At 53.3% G+C, this 13,493-nt stretch carries 14 protein-coding genes, 1 tRNA gene, 1 pseudogene and 1 CRISPR repeat array; of the genes and pseudogenes, 8 read left to right on the forward strand and 8 right to left on the reverse strand.

Features of this window, described 5'->3' with window-relative positions; translation table 11 throughout:
- Nucleotides 1–62: 62 nt before the first annotated feature.
- The 3 genes from cas4 to cas2 are packed head-to-tail and all read left to right on the forward strand — an operon-like array spanning nucleotide 63 to nucleotide 2,010.
- Nucleotides 63–686, forward strand: coding sequence for a CRISPR-associated protein Cas4 (gene cas4 / locus RHH27_RS09245; protein ID WP_302678121.1), 624 nt, complete (start codon nucleotides 63–65; stop codon nucleotides 684–686).
- A complete protein-coding gene (gene cas1c / locus RHH27_RS09250; RefSeq protein WP_302678122.1) occupies nucleotides 683–1,717 on the forward strand; it encodes a type I-C CRISPR-associated endonuclease Cas1c in 1,035 nt (344 codons plus the stop codon). The genes cas4 and cas1c overlap by 4 nt, the downstream gene beginning before the upstream one ends.
- Nucleotides 1,718–1,719: 2 nt before the next feature.
- Nucleotides 1,720–2,010, forward strand: coding sequence for a CRISPR-associated endonuclease Cas2 (cas2, locus tag RHH27_RS09255; protein ID WP_302678123.1), 291 nt, complete (start codon nucleotides 1,720–1,722; stop codon nucleotides 2,008–2,010).
- Nucleotides 2,011–2,181: 171 nt separating this feature from the next.
- A CRISPR array of direct repeats spans nucleotides 2,182–4,368; the repeat unit is 37 nt; unit sequence GTTGCGATCGCCCTTCGGGGCGATCGAGGATTGAAAC.
- 3 nt (nucleotides 4,369–4,371) lie between these two features.
- Here cas2 and RHH27_RS13310 read toward each other — a convergent pair.
- From RHH27_RS13310 to rsmH, 7 genes and pseudogenes are all read right to left on the reverse strand, one after another.
- Nucleotides 4,372–4,566: pseudogene (locus RHH27_RS13310) on the reverse strand (hypothetical protein); the annotation flags it as partial.
- Nucleotides 4,554–4,856, reverse strand: coding sequence for a hypothetical protein (locus tag RHH27_RS09260; RefSeq protein ID WP_302678124.1), 303 nt, complete (start codon nucleotides 4,854–4,856; stop codon nucleotides 4,554–4,556). The gene RHH27_RS09260 and the pseudogene RHH27_RS13310, both read right to left, overlap by 13 nt.
- A gap of 175 nt (nucleotides 4,857–5,031) precedes the next feature.
- Nucleotides 5,032–5,104, reverse strand: a tRNA-Ala gene (locus tag RHH27_RS09265).
- A gap of 10 nt (nucleotides 5,105–5,114) precedes the next feature.
- A complete protein-coding gene (gene psbP, locus RHH27_RS09270) occupies nucleotides 5,115–5,666 on the reverse strand; it encodes a photosystem II reaction center PsbP (RefSeq protein WP_206199901.1) in 552 nt (183 codons plus the stop codon).
- A 24-nt stretch (nucleotides 5,667–5,690) separates the two neighbouring features.
- Nucleotides 5,691–7,457, reverse strand: a complete 1,767-nt coding sequence (locus tag RHH27_RS09275; protein ID WP_302678125.1) for a penicillin-binding protein 2 — start codon at nucleotides 7,455–7,457, stop codon at nucleotides 5,691–5,693.
- Between the two features lie 9 nt (nucleotides 7,458–7,466).
- A complete protein-coding gene (locus RHH27_RS09280) occupies nucleotides 7,467–7,907 on the reverse strand; it encodes a hypothetical protein (RefSeq protein ID WP_302678126.1) in 441 nt (146 codons plus the stop codon).
- 88 nt (nucleotides 7,908–7,995) lie between these two features.
- Nucleotides 7,996–8,868 carry a 16S rRNA (cytosine(1402)-N(4))-methyltransferase RsmH gene (gene rsmH / locus RHH27_RS09285; protein WP_302678127.1) on the reverse strand — a complete coding sequence of 291 codons (873 nt, stop codon included), beginning with the start codon at nucleotides 8,866–8,868 and terminating at the stop codon, nucleotides 7,996–7,998.
- A gap of 59 nt (nucleotides 8,869–8,927) precedes the next feature.
- On the opposite strand from rsmH, the gene RHH27_RS09290 reads away from it, so the two are divergent.
- The 5 genes from RHH27_RS09290 to RHH27_RS09310 are packed head-to-tail and all read left to right on the forward strand — an operon-like array spanning nucleotide 8,928 to nucleotide 12,195.
- Entirely contained in the window at nucleotides 8,928–9,473 is a 546-nt protein-coding gene (locus RHH27_RS09290) for an Npun_F5560 family protein (RefSeq protein WP_149818787.1), read from the forward strand.
- An 18-nt stretch (nucleotides 9,474–9,491) separates the two neighbouring features.
- The gene (locus RHH27_RS09295; RefSeq protein WP_302678128.1) at nucleotides 9,492–9,803 is read left to right on the forward strand and encodes a nucleotidyltransferase family protein; all 312 of its coding nucleotides are present in this window, start codon (nucleotides 9,492–9,494) and stop codon (nucleotides 9,801–9,803) included.
- The gene (locus RHH27_RS09300; protein WP_315862888.1) at nucleotides 9,779–10,180 is read left to right on the forward strand and encodes an HI0074 family nucleotidyltransferase substrate-binding subunit; all 402 of its coding nucleotides are present in this window, start codon (nucleotides 9,779–9,781) and stop codon (nucleotides 10,178–10,180) included. The genes RHH27_RS09295 and RHH27_RS09300 overlap by 25 nt, the downstream gene beginning before the upstream one ends.
- Nucleotides 10,177–10,809, forward strand: coding sequence for a hypothetical protein (locus RHH27_RS09305; protein ID WP_206199907.1), 633 nt, complete (start codon nucleotides 10,177–10,179; stop codon nucleotides 10,807–10,809). The genes RHH27_RS09300 and RHH27_RS09305 overlap by 4 nt, the downstream gene beginning before the upstream one ends.
- A gap of 27 nt (nucleotides 10,810–10,836) precedes the next feature.
- On the forward strand, nucleotides 10,837–12,195 hold the full coding sequence (locus RHH27_RS09310) for an OB-fold nucleic acid binding domain-containing protein (protein WP_302678130.1): 1,359 nt from the start codon (nucleotides 10,837–10,839) through the stop codon (nucleotides 12,193–12,195).
- Here the strand turns inward: RHH27_RS09310 and RHH27_RS09315 are convergent.
- Complete coding sequence (locus tag RHH27_RS09315) at nucleotides 12,192–13,442, reverse strand: SufS family cysteine desulfurase (RefSeq protein WP_302678131.1); 1,251 nt, start codon at nucleotides 13,440–13,442, stop codon at nucleotides 12,192–12,194. The genes RHH27_RS09310 and RHH27_RS09315 overlap by 4 nt on opposite strands.
- Nucleotides 13,443–13,493 lie beyond the last annotated feature (51 nt).

Below are 13,493 nucleotides of genomic sequence, written 5' to 3' on the forward strand. Positions count from 1 at the left end.
TGTGCATGATTACCTTAATGGCCTTGGATAAATAGTTGAAGGGTTATCTCAGGGTCGTGAGTATGGACGATGAGGACTATGTGCTGCTGAGTGCACTCCAGCATTTTGCGTTTTGCCCGCGTCAGTGTGCTCTTATCTACACAGAACAAGTATGGGAAGAAAACATTTACACACTGCGGGGAGCAAGAGTCCATGAAAAGGCACATACACCGGGGGATGAATTCTTGGATGGAGAACTGCGGATTGAACGGTCGGTGCCATTATGCTCCCATCAGTTGCGGATTCGTGGTGTGGCAGATGTGATTGAGTTTTCGGATCGCGGTCTGCCCTATCCCATTGAGTACAAGGCAGGAACAACGAAATCCCGTCTGGCTGATGCAGTACAGTTGTGTGCCCAAGCCTTGTGCCTAGAAGAGATGCTTGGATGCGCTATTGCAGTAGGAGCCATTGTTTACTATGGCTCACGACGACGACTGGAGGTGCACTTTGATGCTAGGTTGCGACAGCACACGATCGAAGTGATTGAGGGAACTCGAACGTTGCTTGCTAGCCAAAAGTTGCCTGCGCCTGTTGCCGATAAACGGTGTCGGGACTGCTCGTTGATTGAAACTTGTATGCCTGATGCTGTTACTCATTTTGGCTCTAGAGCTTCAAGAAATGCCATTTTTGAGGTGTCGGGACAATGAAGCCAATCCTTAATACACTCTTTGTGCAGACCCAAGGCACTTATGTACGTCTTGAGCATGAAACATTGAAGTTGGAGGTGGAGAAGGAGGTTCAGTTTCAGATACCGTTACATCACCTCGGTAGCATCGTCCTATTTGGCAACGTGTTGATCAGTCCCTTTCTGATTCACCAATGCGCTGAGGATGGTCGCACTGTGGTGTGGCTCACAGAGCATGGCCGTTTTAAGGGGCGACTAACTAGCTCAACCACTGGCAATGTTTTGTTGCGCAAGGCATTACATGAGGCAGCAGTTTCTGTAGAGACATCCCTGACTATTGCTCGGACTGTGGTGGCAGCGAAGCTACAGAATGCCCGCAATGTGTTGTTACGAGCAGCTCGAGAAGCAGCGAACCCCACCGAGCGAGACGCTCTGCAAGCAGCGGCTAAGCACCATGTCGAAGGATTAAGTAAGGCATCCCATGCAGAGAGTATTGACTCGTTGCGCGGAATTGAGGGGATGGCAGCCAAGACGTATTTCGGCGTTTTTGGTCTGATGGTGCGGCAACAGCGGAATGCCTTTCCGTTTACTGGTCGCTCAAAGCAACCCCCTCGTGATCCCCTGAATGCTTTGCTATCACTGGCCTACACACTTTTGACAAATGACTATGTTGCTGCGTGTGAAAGTGTTGGCCTTGATCCTCAGGTGGGCTTTCTGCATTGCTTGCGTCCGGGTAAGCCCGCATTAGCATTGGACCTGATGGAGGAGCTACGAGCAATTTTTGCGGATCGCTTGGTATTGACGCTAATTAACCGTCAGCAACTCAAATCTGAGGATTTTATTGAGCGTCCGGGTGGAGCGATCTACTTGAATGATGAGGGACGCAAAACTTTTTTGACGGCGTACCAAAAACGCAAGCAAGAGGAAGTCATGCACCCCATTTTGGAGCAAAAAGTTCCCTTTGGGCTGATTCCCCACGTCCAAGCACGATTACTCGCGCGGTATTTACGGGGGGATGTTCCCCACTATCAGCCGTTTATTCCGCGAGGTTAACTATGGATATTTTGGTGTCTTATGACGTAAATACGGAGACAAAAGCAGGGCGAAAACGACTGCGCAGGGTGGCTACAATCTGCAAAAACTACGGCCAGCGCGTTCAGCTTTCAGTTTTCGAATGCCGTGTCAGCGAGGGGCAGTACGAGACGTTGAGAGCGCAACTCGTGAAGGTCATTAACGAGGAAACAGATAGTCTGCGATTTTATCGGCTGATGTCGCCCAGAGAGAAATACGTGGAGGTCTTTGGTTTAGATCACTATGTTGATTTTGATGAGCCGTTGATTCTTTGAGAGCGCGGATCTGGAGTGGGGTCTATTTTCCTAGGGGGGTCGCGGTGGTTGAATTTTCAGGCTTTGAGGGCAATCATGGGGTATTGGATCACATTTTCTCCTTCCATCAAAAATATATTCGCGCTAAAAATGCTGGAAACGCCCTGCCTGACAGGGGTTATAATAGCCGCAGTTGCGATCGCCCTTCGGGGCGATCGAGGATTGAAACTTCCAGTTCTTTTATTGCCCTGTAAAGGCTTGATTGTTGCGATCGCCCTTCGGGGCGATCGAGGATTGAAACTTAATTAGAGGCTTGGACAGTCTCCAAAGCCAGATGTTGCGATCGCCCTTCGGGGCGATCGAGGATTGAAACGCATGTACTAAGGATAACTTGCCCATCAGTGCGGGTTGCGATCGCCCTTCGGGGCGATCGAGGATTGAAACTTGCGGTACAAACGAGTGCGGTGGTGGCTGAGGGAGTTGCGATCGCCCTTCGGGGCGATCGAGGATTGAAACCTTTGGGTTCCACATAATAAGGGTGCCACCCATGAGTTGCGATCGCCCTTCGGGGCGATCGAGGATTGAAACCTTGTACAGGAGAATTTATAACCGCACTGATGGGCAGTTGCGATCGCCCTTCGGGGCGATCGAGGATTGAAACTTTAGTAAAAGGTAACTTCTGCCCAAATGGATACGTTGCGATCGCCCTTCGGGGCGATCGAGGATTGAAACTAATAATCAGCAGGAAATCTCTAATAATCAGCAAGTTGCGATCGCCCTTCGGGGCGATCGAGGATTGAAACTTATTACAAACCTCATTCTTCAGACGCACCCCCTGGTTGCGATCGCCCTTCGGGGCGATCGAGGATTGAAACAGAGCTAACGCCTGAACAGCGCGAGAAAATGATGGCGTTGCGATCGCCCTTCGGGGCGATCGAGGATTGAAACTGCAACTTCAGTGGCTTCTGCAACTTCAGTGGCTTCGTTGCGATCGCCCTTCGGGGCGATCGAGGATTGAAACCTCTGCGGGACGCCTCTTTCCTCTTTCCTCTGCGGGTTGCGATCGCCCTTCGGGGCGATCGAGGATTGAAACTCAAGAATGTAGTCAATGAGCACTCGGATATCCTTAGGTTGCGATCGCCCTTCGGGGCGATCGAGGATTGAAACGTGACAAGCGTCAAGGCAAGAGGATCAATGGAAATTGTTGCGATCGCCCTTCGGGGCGATCGAGGATTGAAACGTTACATGGGTCATGTAACGGCTATAAAGTTCTGCGTTGCGATCGCCCTTCGGGGCGATCGAGGATTGAAACTTTGGTGAGCTGCCGCATATTCCAGTAGAACTGAAAGAGTTGCGATCGCCCTTCGGGGCGATCGAGGATTGAAACAATAAGTTTGAAAAAGCGTTGCGCCGTTTGCCTGAAGTTGCGATCGCCCTTCGGGGCGATCGAGGATTGAAACCCTTTTGCGGGACGCCTTTTGCGGGGTTGCGATCGCCCTTCGGGGCGATCGAGGATTGAAACTGTGAGGAGCCGCAATGCAAGAGGATCAATGGAGTTGCGATCGCCCTTCGGGGCGATCGAGGATTGAAACTACTTTTTTGAGAGGATAATGCAAAAGGAAGGCGTTGCGATCGCCCTTCGGGGCGATCGAGGATTGAAACTTGTCTGCCAGATCCTTTAGTCCCGCGCTGATTAAGTTGCGATCGCCCTTCGGGGCGATCGAGGATTGAAACCATGGTTAATCAACTCCAGTTAAGTTCCGCTACTGTTGCGATCGCCCTTCGGGGCGATCGAGGATTGAAACAGGAACACTTGGCTTAATCTGGTTATCGAGTAGGTTGCGATCGCCCTTCGGGGCGATCGAGGATTGAAACTTACCCCTAGCTTAATTTTTTATGGCAGAGATATTGTTGCGATCGCCCTTCGGGGCGATCGAGGATTGAAACTGTGCAAAAGGGTAAAGTAGCGATCTTAGACCGCTGTTGCGATCGCCCTTCGGGGCGATCGAGGATTGAAACAGCCAAAGCTTGCCCCGCTCCAGCCACTTAACAGCGTTGCGATCGCCCTTCGGGGCGATCGAGGATTGAAACTTGTGCGCGTGCCCAATGTTTATGGACAATGCTTTGTTGCGATCGCCCTTCGGGGCGATCGAGGATTGAAACTTGCGCTATCCGCGCTAGCTGTTTCCGCGCTAGCTGGTTGCGATCGCCCTTCGGGGCGATCGAGGATTGAAACCAGAACGTAATCGATTAAGACCAAAAAGTCTGTGTGTTGCGATCGCCCTTCGGGGCGATCGAGGATTGAAACCCGAAAAAACTCCAACTCTACTGCACTGGAGGATGTTGCGATCGTCCTTCGGGGCGATCGAGGATTGAAACGCCACTGACAGCATCAAAGCGATCGTCTCCGGGACGATATGACAGGATTTCTAAACCAATTGGCTCCCCAGTCACCCCATCCTTGAACAAAATCACCCCATCTCCAAGTTCTGTCGCAACTTGGTTTCTTCGTGGAACTTGCCAGAATACACTTAACAGCTCTGTTTCTGGCTCATAAAATACTCTTATTTGAGCCACACTCTCTCCCCTTCTTTAATGGCGCCAGTTTGATAAGCAGTGATTAAAAAACCATCTCCATTTAAGCGTCGTGCCACTGCAACAACCCAACGTTTTTCTCGCTGTACCCGATAAAACAATAATACTCCTGAATCTCGGCTACTGCGACGAACCTCATCTGGTGTAGAAAGAGCCAACCGCACACAATCTTCCAACTCCTCAATATCAGGGTGCTTGATGAGCAGCCGTTGCCAATACTCCTCAGAGGTTCTAACCGTAAATCCAAGCGGTGTAGAAATTTCAAATTTCATGAAGCTACTGTGGTAGCAAGGGGTGTCTATCGGAGTTGCGATCGCCCTTCGAGGCGATCGAGGATTGAAACTATTCAATACGAATGACTTGCTCCATTGAATGGGGTTGCGATCGTCCTTCGGGGCATCAAGGATTGAAACGAGGCAATCGAGGATTGAAAAGGGGGCAAAAATATGGAGAGTAGGGAACTCGAATCCCTGACCTTCGCGGTGCGATCGCGACGCTCTACCAACTGAGCTAACTCCCCAGTTCTTTCTTTAATATACGGTAAACGAGGACACGATGGTCTTAAATTGGTCTTCTACCTTTGGCCATCGCTCCTCTGGAGCTGAGACACTTAGAGTATAGACCTTGCCTCGGCTCACGACAATACTCGACAAATTGTGCCGCTGCTGAGCATTGTCCCTATCCCCCGGCAGAGTGACGGCATACTCCAGAATGTAATAAGTTTTGTCATCTGCCTTTTGGGAGGTCGCGGAGATCAAGGCAGAACTGCGCCCGCTTTCAGTTGGGGCAATGATATTTCGCAGCAGGCGATCGCCCACCTCCTCAGGGGATCCCAATTCCTCAAGAGACTTTGTGCTGGAAACCGTATTCACAACCACACTGACGTTTTCTGTCGTCTCGATAATGTCGTGAAAGACCACATCCACGGGGTCATCCACCTGTACTTGTACCCAACCGCGGGGGTAGAGAAACTCATAGCCATCGTAGCTATCCACATAGGCCTGTAGCCCACTGGTGGCCGAACACCCCCCCAGCAACATCACAAGAATCGCCAACGCTGTGGCAAAAAACCGTTGAATCATACCGTCCTTTTGCGCTGTTCTCCCCTATTGTGACACTGAAGCTGGCGTAGCGGGGCGGCGCAATTCCTCTGGATGTGAGGGGGGAATGCCCTCAATCGTAATCAGGGACTCCGTTACCGCTCGCACAATCGGAATCGCCACCGTTGAACCGTAGGCATCATCCCCCTTGGGTTCATCCACTACCGCCAAAATCACATACTGCGGCTGATCAAGGGGAAAAATAGCCGCAAAGCTCGTGATGCGCAGATTGCTGTAGGTACCGCCAATTGCTTTTTGTGCTGTGCCGGTTTTACCCCCCAAGCGGTAGCCGAGAATATGGGCGGGTTTCCCTGTACCGAAGCGCACCACTTCTCCCAGCATTCTGACCACTGCTTGACTGGTGCGCTGCGAGAAGACCCGTCGAGGGGGGCGTTGCTCAAGGCGTTTTTGCAGTTGGCCATTTTCATCGTAGAGGCCATCAATGACATGGGGAGTGACCATCTCTCCCCCGTTGGCGATCGCCCCCAATAGTTGAGCCAAATGCAGCGGCGTCAGGGAAAAGCCTTGGCCAAAGGCCGTTGTTGCCGGTTCAATGGGGTAGTTAATAAATTGCTCCGGGGGCTTTAACTGGGCGGCGGTTTCAAAGGGGAGATCACTGCCCACCTTCTCGGTCAGCCCCAAGCGATGCAGATAGCGATAGTAGTGGCGGGCGGGAATGCGGTTCATCATGTGCACCATGGCCACATTGCTGGAGTAGGCGAGAATTTGGGCAATATTGAGGGCACCGCGGCCGCCGCGTTGGCTAAAATCACTGTTTTGAATTGGCCAGCCCCCCACCGTAATCCGCCCCTCATCGGGCAGCACTGTATCGGGAGTAATGGCATTGAGTTCAAGGGCGATCGCGGTGTTGATCGGCTTAAAGGTTGATCCCGGCTCATAGAGATCCGAGACCGCCCAGTTACGAAAAAGGGCTGGATCAGCGCGGTAGTAATGATTAGGATCGTAGGAAGGCTCTGAGACCAGTGCCCGCAGTGCACCAGTTTTCACTTCTAGGACAATGACCGTGCCCCGCTTAGCGTTGAATTTGCGTAACTGCTGTTGCAGGGCTTGGCGTGCTGTTTGTTGCAAACGAGTATCAATCGTCAGGCGCACATGGTACCCCTGACTCAAAGCACGCGGATCCGCAGGGGCAAGGGCAGGTAACCATTGACCCAAAGCATTGGTTGATAGGAGCTGGCGGTTATGGGAAACCTGTAAAAACTGGTTTTGGCTAAACTCAATCCCCGCTTGACCTTGGTGGTCACGATCCACATAGCCGACAACGCCCGCCATGAGTTCCTGCTGCGGATAAATGCGCTGCCACGCTTGGTTGAGTTCTAGCCCATCGTAGTTCAAAGCGCGAATTTTAGCAGCAGTTTCCTCATCAATGTCGTAGGCAATGGGTACCCCCGTTGGGTAGGTACTGAACTTGGCCAACAGTTGCTCTGGAGATTGCTTGAGTAAAGGGGCCAGATCGCGGGCGATCGCCCGCCGCTCCACTTTGAACTGAATTGGATGGGCAAAGAGGGTAAACACAGGCCGATCGAGGGCAACAACCGTCTCTCGGCGATCGGTAATTGGGTAGCGTGCCAAGGTTGGCGGAGTATAGCGCCGTTGTTGTTGCTGTGCCCGTGCCGCTAAGGTTTTCCCCTGAACCACTTGCAAATAAACTAGGCGAGCAACCACACCCCCCATCACCATCAGCAAAAAGCCAAAGATCAAGCCAACTCGCAAGGGTGGCAGGGATTGGTTTTGGGGGCGGGCCGTTGTCATGGATAGCGATCAGTAATTGACAGTGCGCTGCGGTGGTGGTGTCACGGGGGGGCGTTCAAAATGAGTTTTGGCAGCAATCTTGCCCTCATTGGGCACAAAAAGAATGTGTTGCGGCGTTTGGGGCACGAGACCTTGGGGCGCGCGTTGGACTTGCTGCGTCACCCGATAGCGGAGGGTTTCATTGCTGACGAGTAGCTCCCGCTCCTGCCGTTTGAGGGTTTCTAAGCGGTCATAGGCTTGACTCCACTGCTGCTCAGAGAGGGCTGACCAACCATAGAGAGGCAGTACAGCCACAAGGGCACCGGTGGCTGCCACCCCAGAAACCCATTGAATCCCCAGCAAAGTTTTTTGCCACAGGGGCATTTGCGGCTTGGGGAGAGGCCGAATTTCCGTCAGTGTTGGCGACGATTGGGGAATAAATCGGGATTTGAATTTAGGGGCAGCAACCATAGACTCCAGCACTCCTCAGCAATTTATTACCCTAAAAGATTATGACGCACTGTAAAGATACCCATAAATAAACCATCATTCGGGCAATTCATGCAAAAGTACGCGCTGCAATTCGTAGCTTTGCCGATCGCGATCGCGGGTTGAAAGTAACTTCCGCTGCATCCGCCACAATCGGTTTACGAGTCACAACTGCCAAGAGGGGATTGCCACGCCACGCCTGCTTCACCCGCCGATCTTCCAAGCTATGGAAGCTAATGACGGCAATGCGCCCTGCGGCCTTTAACCAGTGGGGCGATCGCGCCAAAAATTGGTCGAGCACCGCTAGCTCTTGGTTCACATAGATCCGCAAGGCCTGAAAAACCCGTGTGGCTGGATGAATGCGTTGCCGCGGAGAAGCTTTGAGGCAGTGGGCAACCAACTGCGCCAGTTCTTGGGTAGTGGCAAGGGGACGACGGGCAACAATGTGGCGAGCAATGCGGCGGGCAAAGCGTTCTTCGCCATATTCGTAGAAAATATCCGCCAGTTCTCGCTCGCTGTAGTGATTAATCACCGTTGCCGCTGTCAAAGGGTTAGCGGGATTCATGCGCATATCGAGGGGGGCATCAAAGCGAAAACTAAAGCCCCGCTCTGGACGATCCAACTGGGCGGAACTCACTCCTAAATCTGCGAGAATGCCATCAAACATCGGCTCAGCCACAGGCAGATCAGCAAAGTTGCCGTGCCAAAACTGGACGCGATCGCCAAAGGGGGCGAGGAATTCCTGAGCCGCCGCTAGAGCCATCGGGTCTTGATCGATCGCCAGCACCCGACAGGTAGGTTCACTGCGCAATAGCAGTGCCGTGTGGCCGCCACCTCCCACCGTTGCATCCAAATAGAGTCCCCCGGCCTTGGGTTGCAATGCCTCCAGAACTGCGCTTGCCAGTACCGGTTGATGGTAGGTGGAAAATTCCAAATCTTGCATGAGCGGATCAGAACCAGCGTAAAATTTGCCACAGCACAATCCCTTGGAGAGCAGCCGCCGTGAACGATACTTCCCTCAACTTAGCCGATGAACTGCTGATACGGGATCAACTCGTGCAGCAACTCTCAGAGGAACTCTATCAACTCATGGTGCAGCATCCTGAGTTATTTGTGCGCTTTTACCAAGCCCGCAAGACCGAGGCAGCCAATGCCGCAGCCCTGAAGTTGCTGCAAGCCCAAGTGCAACAGGTGGAAGCACAAATTGCTGCCTATCAAGAACAGATCCTTGCCTACCAGCAGCAGAGCCAAAGTCGTGAAGCGGAAATGAATGAATTGAAAGCTCAAGTCATTGAATTGAGCGATCGCAATGAGATGCTAGAGCGCGTCATCCAGGAAATGCCCGAAGTCTATCGGCAAAAATTTAGTGAGCGGCTGAGTCAAGTGAAACTCAAAATTGAAAGCCTCGAAAAAGAAAACGCGCAACTGCGTGCCGAACTGCGGAATCTGCAAACCCTCTTGGCCGCTCAAGCCCGCCAGCAACAACAGCAGGGATTCCCCTCATTGCAACCTGCGCGCGTTGGCTTGATTCCCAGCTTTAATACCTAGGTGGACAGGAATCAAAGCGTGACCCCTGCCAACGAAGATCTGCGGGAACTCAAAAAAATACTAGAAGACTTTTTTACAGGGTTTGCCGTCAAGGTCTATCTATTCGGCTCGGCTGCCCGTGGTGCTCTCCGCCAAAGCTCTGACTTAGATGTCGGGATTTTGCCCCTTGCACCACTGCCCGTGGGGCTGTTGAGTGAGTTGCGGGAGCACCTAGAGATGTCCAATTTGATCTATCCAGTCGATGTCGTGGATTTATCAGAAGTGTCCGCCGACTTTCGATCGCGAGTGATTGCAGAGGGAATTGAGTGGATCGGCTCAGGGAACGATTAGTGGTTGCCCAAAGAGCGCTAGCTGCTTTGCAAGAATTGCCCTTGGGTAAGCGCACAGATACGATTATTCGTGATGCTGCAATTCAGCGATTTGAATACACCCTAGAAGCCGTCTGGAAAGCAGCACAACTATATCTACGGGAACGCGAAGGATTAGACATCGCCTCACCGAAGGGCGTGATCCGTGCTTGCTTGGCTGTTGGCCTACTTACTCCAGAGGAAGGCCGTTTAGCGCTAAAAATGGTGGATGATCGCAACTTAACCGTCCACACCTACAATGAGACCTTGGCAGATGCAATTTTCTCGCGGTTAGCACAGCACGCCATGCTCATGGATCGCTGGTTAGCTGCCCTCGCAGCAGGAGGATTAGAGGATTGAAAATACGGATTTGGTGTGCGGCACAGCCAAGGGAAGCCGAACTGTCTGCGGATCAAGTCGCGACCCAAGTGGTACCCCTGCTGCAACAGTGCCAAGACAGTGCCGAGATTGCCATCTGTCCTCTCGATGCCCCGATCGCGATCGCTCCCCAACCGCAGGTGCTAGATTATAGCCTCACCCATTGGGCATCATCCGAGCTTTGGCAGCAGTGTCAAGCGTTGCGTGCCTTGGTTACCCAGTGGGGGATACGAACCAGCACAGGGGGTCTCTATCAGTTGCCACTAGCGCAAACGGCAAAGGGGACGCTCTTTGGCGAAATCATTGGCTGCCTTGAAGGGACATGGCAGTTACCTATCCATGCCAGCGATCGCCAGCGACAAACCCTCTATGCCCTCGGACGGCGACTCCTAGATCACTTACAGGCACCGGTGGGCTGCTATTTTCTGCAATTTGGCTGGCAGGGGGAAGTGATCTTTGAGCGACTGTGGCCTTTTCCAACCGTGGCGGCCCTAGCCAGTATTGGTGTGCAAACGCCTGATTGGTTCACAGCTCACTACCAGTGTTTAAGCGCCATGCCCCTGCGGGATCTGCGGATTCCCGCTCGCGAGACAGTGCGGCGATTAGAATAGAGAGCGCAGCGTTTGGAAAGGTGAAGCGTGAAGATTGTCCGCCGGCGGCTAGTGGGTTGGCAAGCGGTCTATGACATTGGTTTAGCTGGGGATCACAATTTTCTCTTGGCCAATGGAGCGATCGCCGCCAATTGCTTTAACAAGTCCCACTCCACGGCCTACGGCTATGTGACCTATCAAACCGCCTTTCTCAAGGCCAACTTTCCCGTCGAGTACATGGCCGCCTTGCTCACGGCGAATAGTGGCGACCAAGACAAGGTACAGCGCTATATTGCCACCTGCCTCAGCATGGGGATTGAGGTTCTTCCCCCCGATGTGAATCGCTCGGATATTGACTTTACGCCCGTGGGGGACAAAATTCTTTTTGGTCTGTCGGCCGTACGCAATGTTGGTCAGGGAGTGATTGAGGCCATTTTGCAGGCACGGGCAGAGGGGGGTGCCTTTCAAAGTTTGGCGGATTTTTGCGAACGGGTTCCGCGTGCGGGGGGCGATAGTCGCATTCTCAACCGTCGTGCCCTTGAATCCCTGATTGCCTGTGGTGCCATGGATAGTCTGCATCCGCAGCGCAACCGCAACCAACTGATGCAGGATCTCCCCCTCGTGCTGGAGTGGGCACAGGCGCGCGCCAAGGATCGGGCGGTGGGGCAAGTCAACCTCTTTGATATGTTGGCGGGTGGCTCCAGCAATGAATCCGGCGGTAGCTATGACCCAGCCCCCAGTGCGCCCCCAGTGGACGACCTACCGGATGCCGAAAAGCTCCGCCAAGAAAAAGACCTACTGGGATTTTATGTGTCGAACCATCCCCTCAAGGATATTCATCGGCCAGCGGCCATGATTGCCCCTATTAGCTTGGCGGATCTCGAGCAGTACACAGGTCAAGGGATAGTGAGTGTGATTGCCCTGCTGACAGGACTCAAGCCCATTACCACTAAGCGCGGCGAGCGGATGGCCATTGTGCAGTTGGAAGACCTCACGGGTCAAGCGGAAGCTGTCGTCTTTCCCAAAGCCTACGAGCGCATTCATGGGCAGTTACAGCTTGATCATCGGCTACTGCTGTGGGGCACCCTAGAGATGCGCGACGATCGCCCCCAACTCCTGATTGAAGATGCCGAACCCCTTGAAGCGGTGAAGCTGGTGCTTGTGGATTTGCCTGTTGAGCAAGCGGGGGACATTCAAGCCCAAAGTCGCCTCTCGGAAGTGCTCAAACAACAGGTGGGCGACATGCCCAAGGTGCCGGTAGTGGTCAAAGTGACCGATGGCTACCATGCCCAGTACGTACGCCTAGGACCACAGTTTCGCGTTGAAGATGCGGATCGCGCCCGCCATGCCCTTGCTAGTGCCGGTTTTCAGGCTGAAGCGAGTGAACTGTTGAGTCTCAAGCTCTAGGCAAAGACATCCCTAAAGAAGGCAATGGCTTCCCCAAGGGCAGCAATAAACTGATCAATTTCAGCGCGGGTGTTGTAGAAATAGAGGCTGGCCCGTGCCGTGGACTGAACCCCTAAATGGCGGTGCAAAGGCTGTGTGCAGTGGTGTCCTGCGCGGATGGCAATCCCCGACTGATCAAGGATGGTCGAGAGATCGTGGGGATGCACCTCACCAACGGTAAAGCTGGCCAAGGCAGCGCGATCGCCGGACTTCGGGCCATAGATCGTCACATCGGCCAGTTCTTGGAGACGTTCAAAGAGATAAGCCGTCAGTTCCTGTTCGTAGGCATGAATGCGCTCCATCCCCCACTGGCTCAGATAATCCACCGCTGCCCCAAGGGCGATCGCCTCCGCAATCGCTGGCGTTCCCGCCTCAAACTTATGGGGAATATCGGCATAGGTGGCATGGTCGAGAAAGACATCGGCAATCATTTCGCCACCGCCCAAGAAGGGGGGCATTTGCCGCAGGAGTTCCGCGCGTCCCCAGAGGAAACCAATGCCCGTGGGTGCACACATTTTATGACCGGAGGCCACCAGCCAATCGCAGCCCAACTGCTGCACATCAACGGGCACATGAGGCACACTTTGGCAGGCATCCACCAGTACCCGCGCCCCCTTGGCATGGGCAAGACGCACAATCTCGGGAATCGGGTTCAGGCACCCCAGCGTGTTGGATACATGGGCAACGGCCACCAATCGCGTGCGATCGCTCAAAAGACTTGCGTAGTGGTCAAGATCAAACGTTTGCTCTGGAGTGAGTTGCACAAACTTGAGGCGAGCACCGGTTTTCTGCGCCACAAACTGCCACGGAATCAAATTACTGTGGTGCTCCATCACCGTCAGGATTATTTCATCCCCTGCCTGCAGCGTATTCATGCCCCAGCTATAGGCCACGAGGTTAATCGCCTCACTGGCATTGCGGGTATAGATAATCTCCTCGGCATGGGGGGCATTAACAAAACGCGCCACTTTTTCCCGTGCCCCTTCGTAGGCCGTGGTGGCCTCAGCACTCAGGGTATGTACGCCCCGATGGACGTTGGAGTTGTAGCGACGATAGTAGTCCTCAAGGGTATTGAGAACTGCCAAGGGCTTTTGGGAGGTGGCCGCATTGTCAAAGTAAATCAAGGGGCGATCGTGCACCTGTCGCGCCAAAATCGGAAAGTCAGCACGGCAAAGGTCAGCGAGGGAGCGGCTCGGGGCGATCGTCATAGTGGTTGTGGTGGCATCAGTAACATTCAGGAATTTCCTTGCAAGTCCCCA

Source organism: Thermosynechococcus sp. PP555, assembly GCF_031583225.1.
GTDB lineage: Bacteria > Cyanobacteriota > Cyanobacteriia > Thermosynechococcales > Thermosynechococcaceae > Thermosynechococcus.

Bases quoted from the DNA above. Each gene is read 5' to 3' on its own strand.
- cas2 (WP_302678123.1), top strand. From the start codon at position 1,720: ATGGATATTTTGGTGTCTTATGACGTAAATACGGAGACAAAAGCAGGG.
- RHH27_RS09280 (WP_302678126.1), bottom strand. From the start codon at position 7,907: ATGGTTGCTGCCCCTAAATTCAAATCCCGATTTATTCCCCAATCGTCG.
- RHH27_RS09315 (WP_302678131.1), bottom strand. From the start codon at position 13,442: ATGACGATCGCCCCGAGCCGCTCCCTCGCTGACCTTTGCCGTGCTGAC.
- psbP (WP_206199901.1), bottom strand. From the start codon at position 5,666: ATGATTCAACGGTTTTTTGCCACAGCGTTGGCGATTCTTGTGATGTTG.
- cas1c (WP_302678122.1), top strand. From the start codon at position 683: ATGAAGCCAATCCTTAATACACTCTTTGTGCAGACCCAAGGCACTTAT.
- cas4 (WP_302678121.1), top strand. From the start codon at position 63: ATGGACGATGAGGACTATGTGCTGCTGAGTGCACTCCAGCATTTTGCG.
- RHH27_RS09260 (WP_302678124.1), bottom strand. From the start codon at position 4,856: ATGAAATTTGAAATTTCTACACCGCTTGGATTTACGGTTAGAACCTCT.
- RHH27_RS09275 (WP_302678125.1), bottom strand. From the start codon at position 7,457: ATGACAACGGCCCGCCCCCAAAACCAATCCCTGCCACCCTTGCGAGTT.
- rsmH (WP_302678127.1), bottom strand. From the start codon at position 8,868: ATGCAAGATTTGGAATTTTCCACCTACCATCAACCGGTACTGGCAAGC.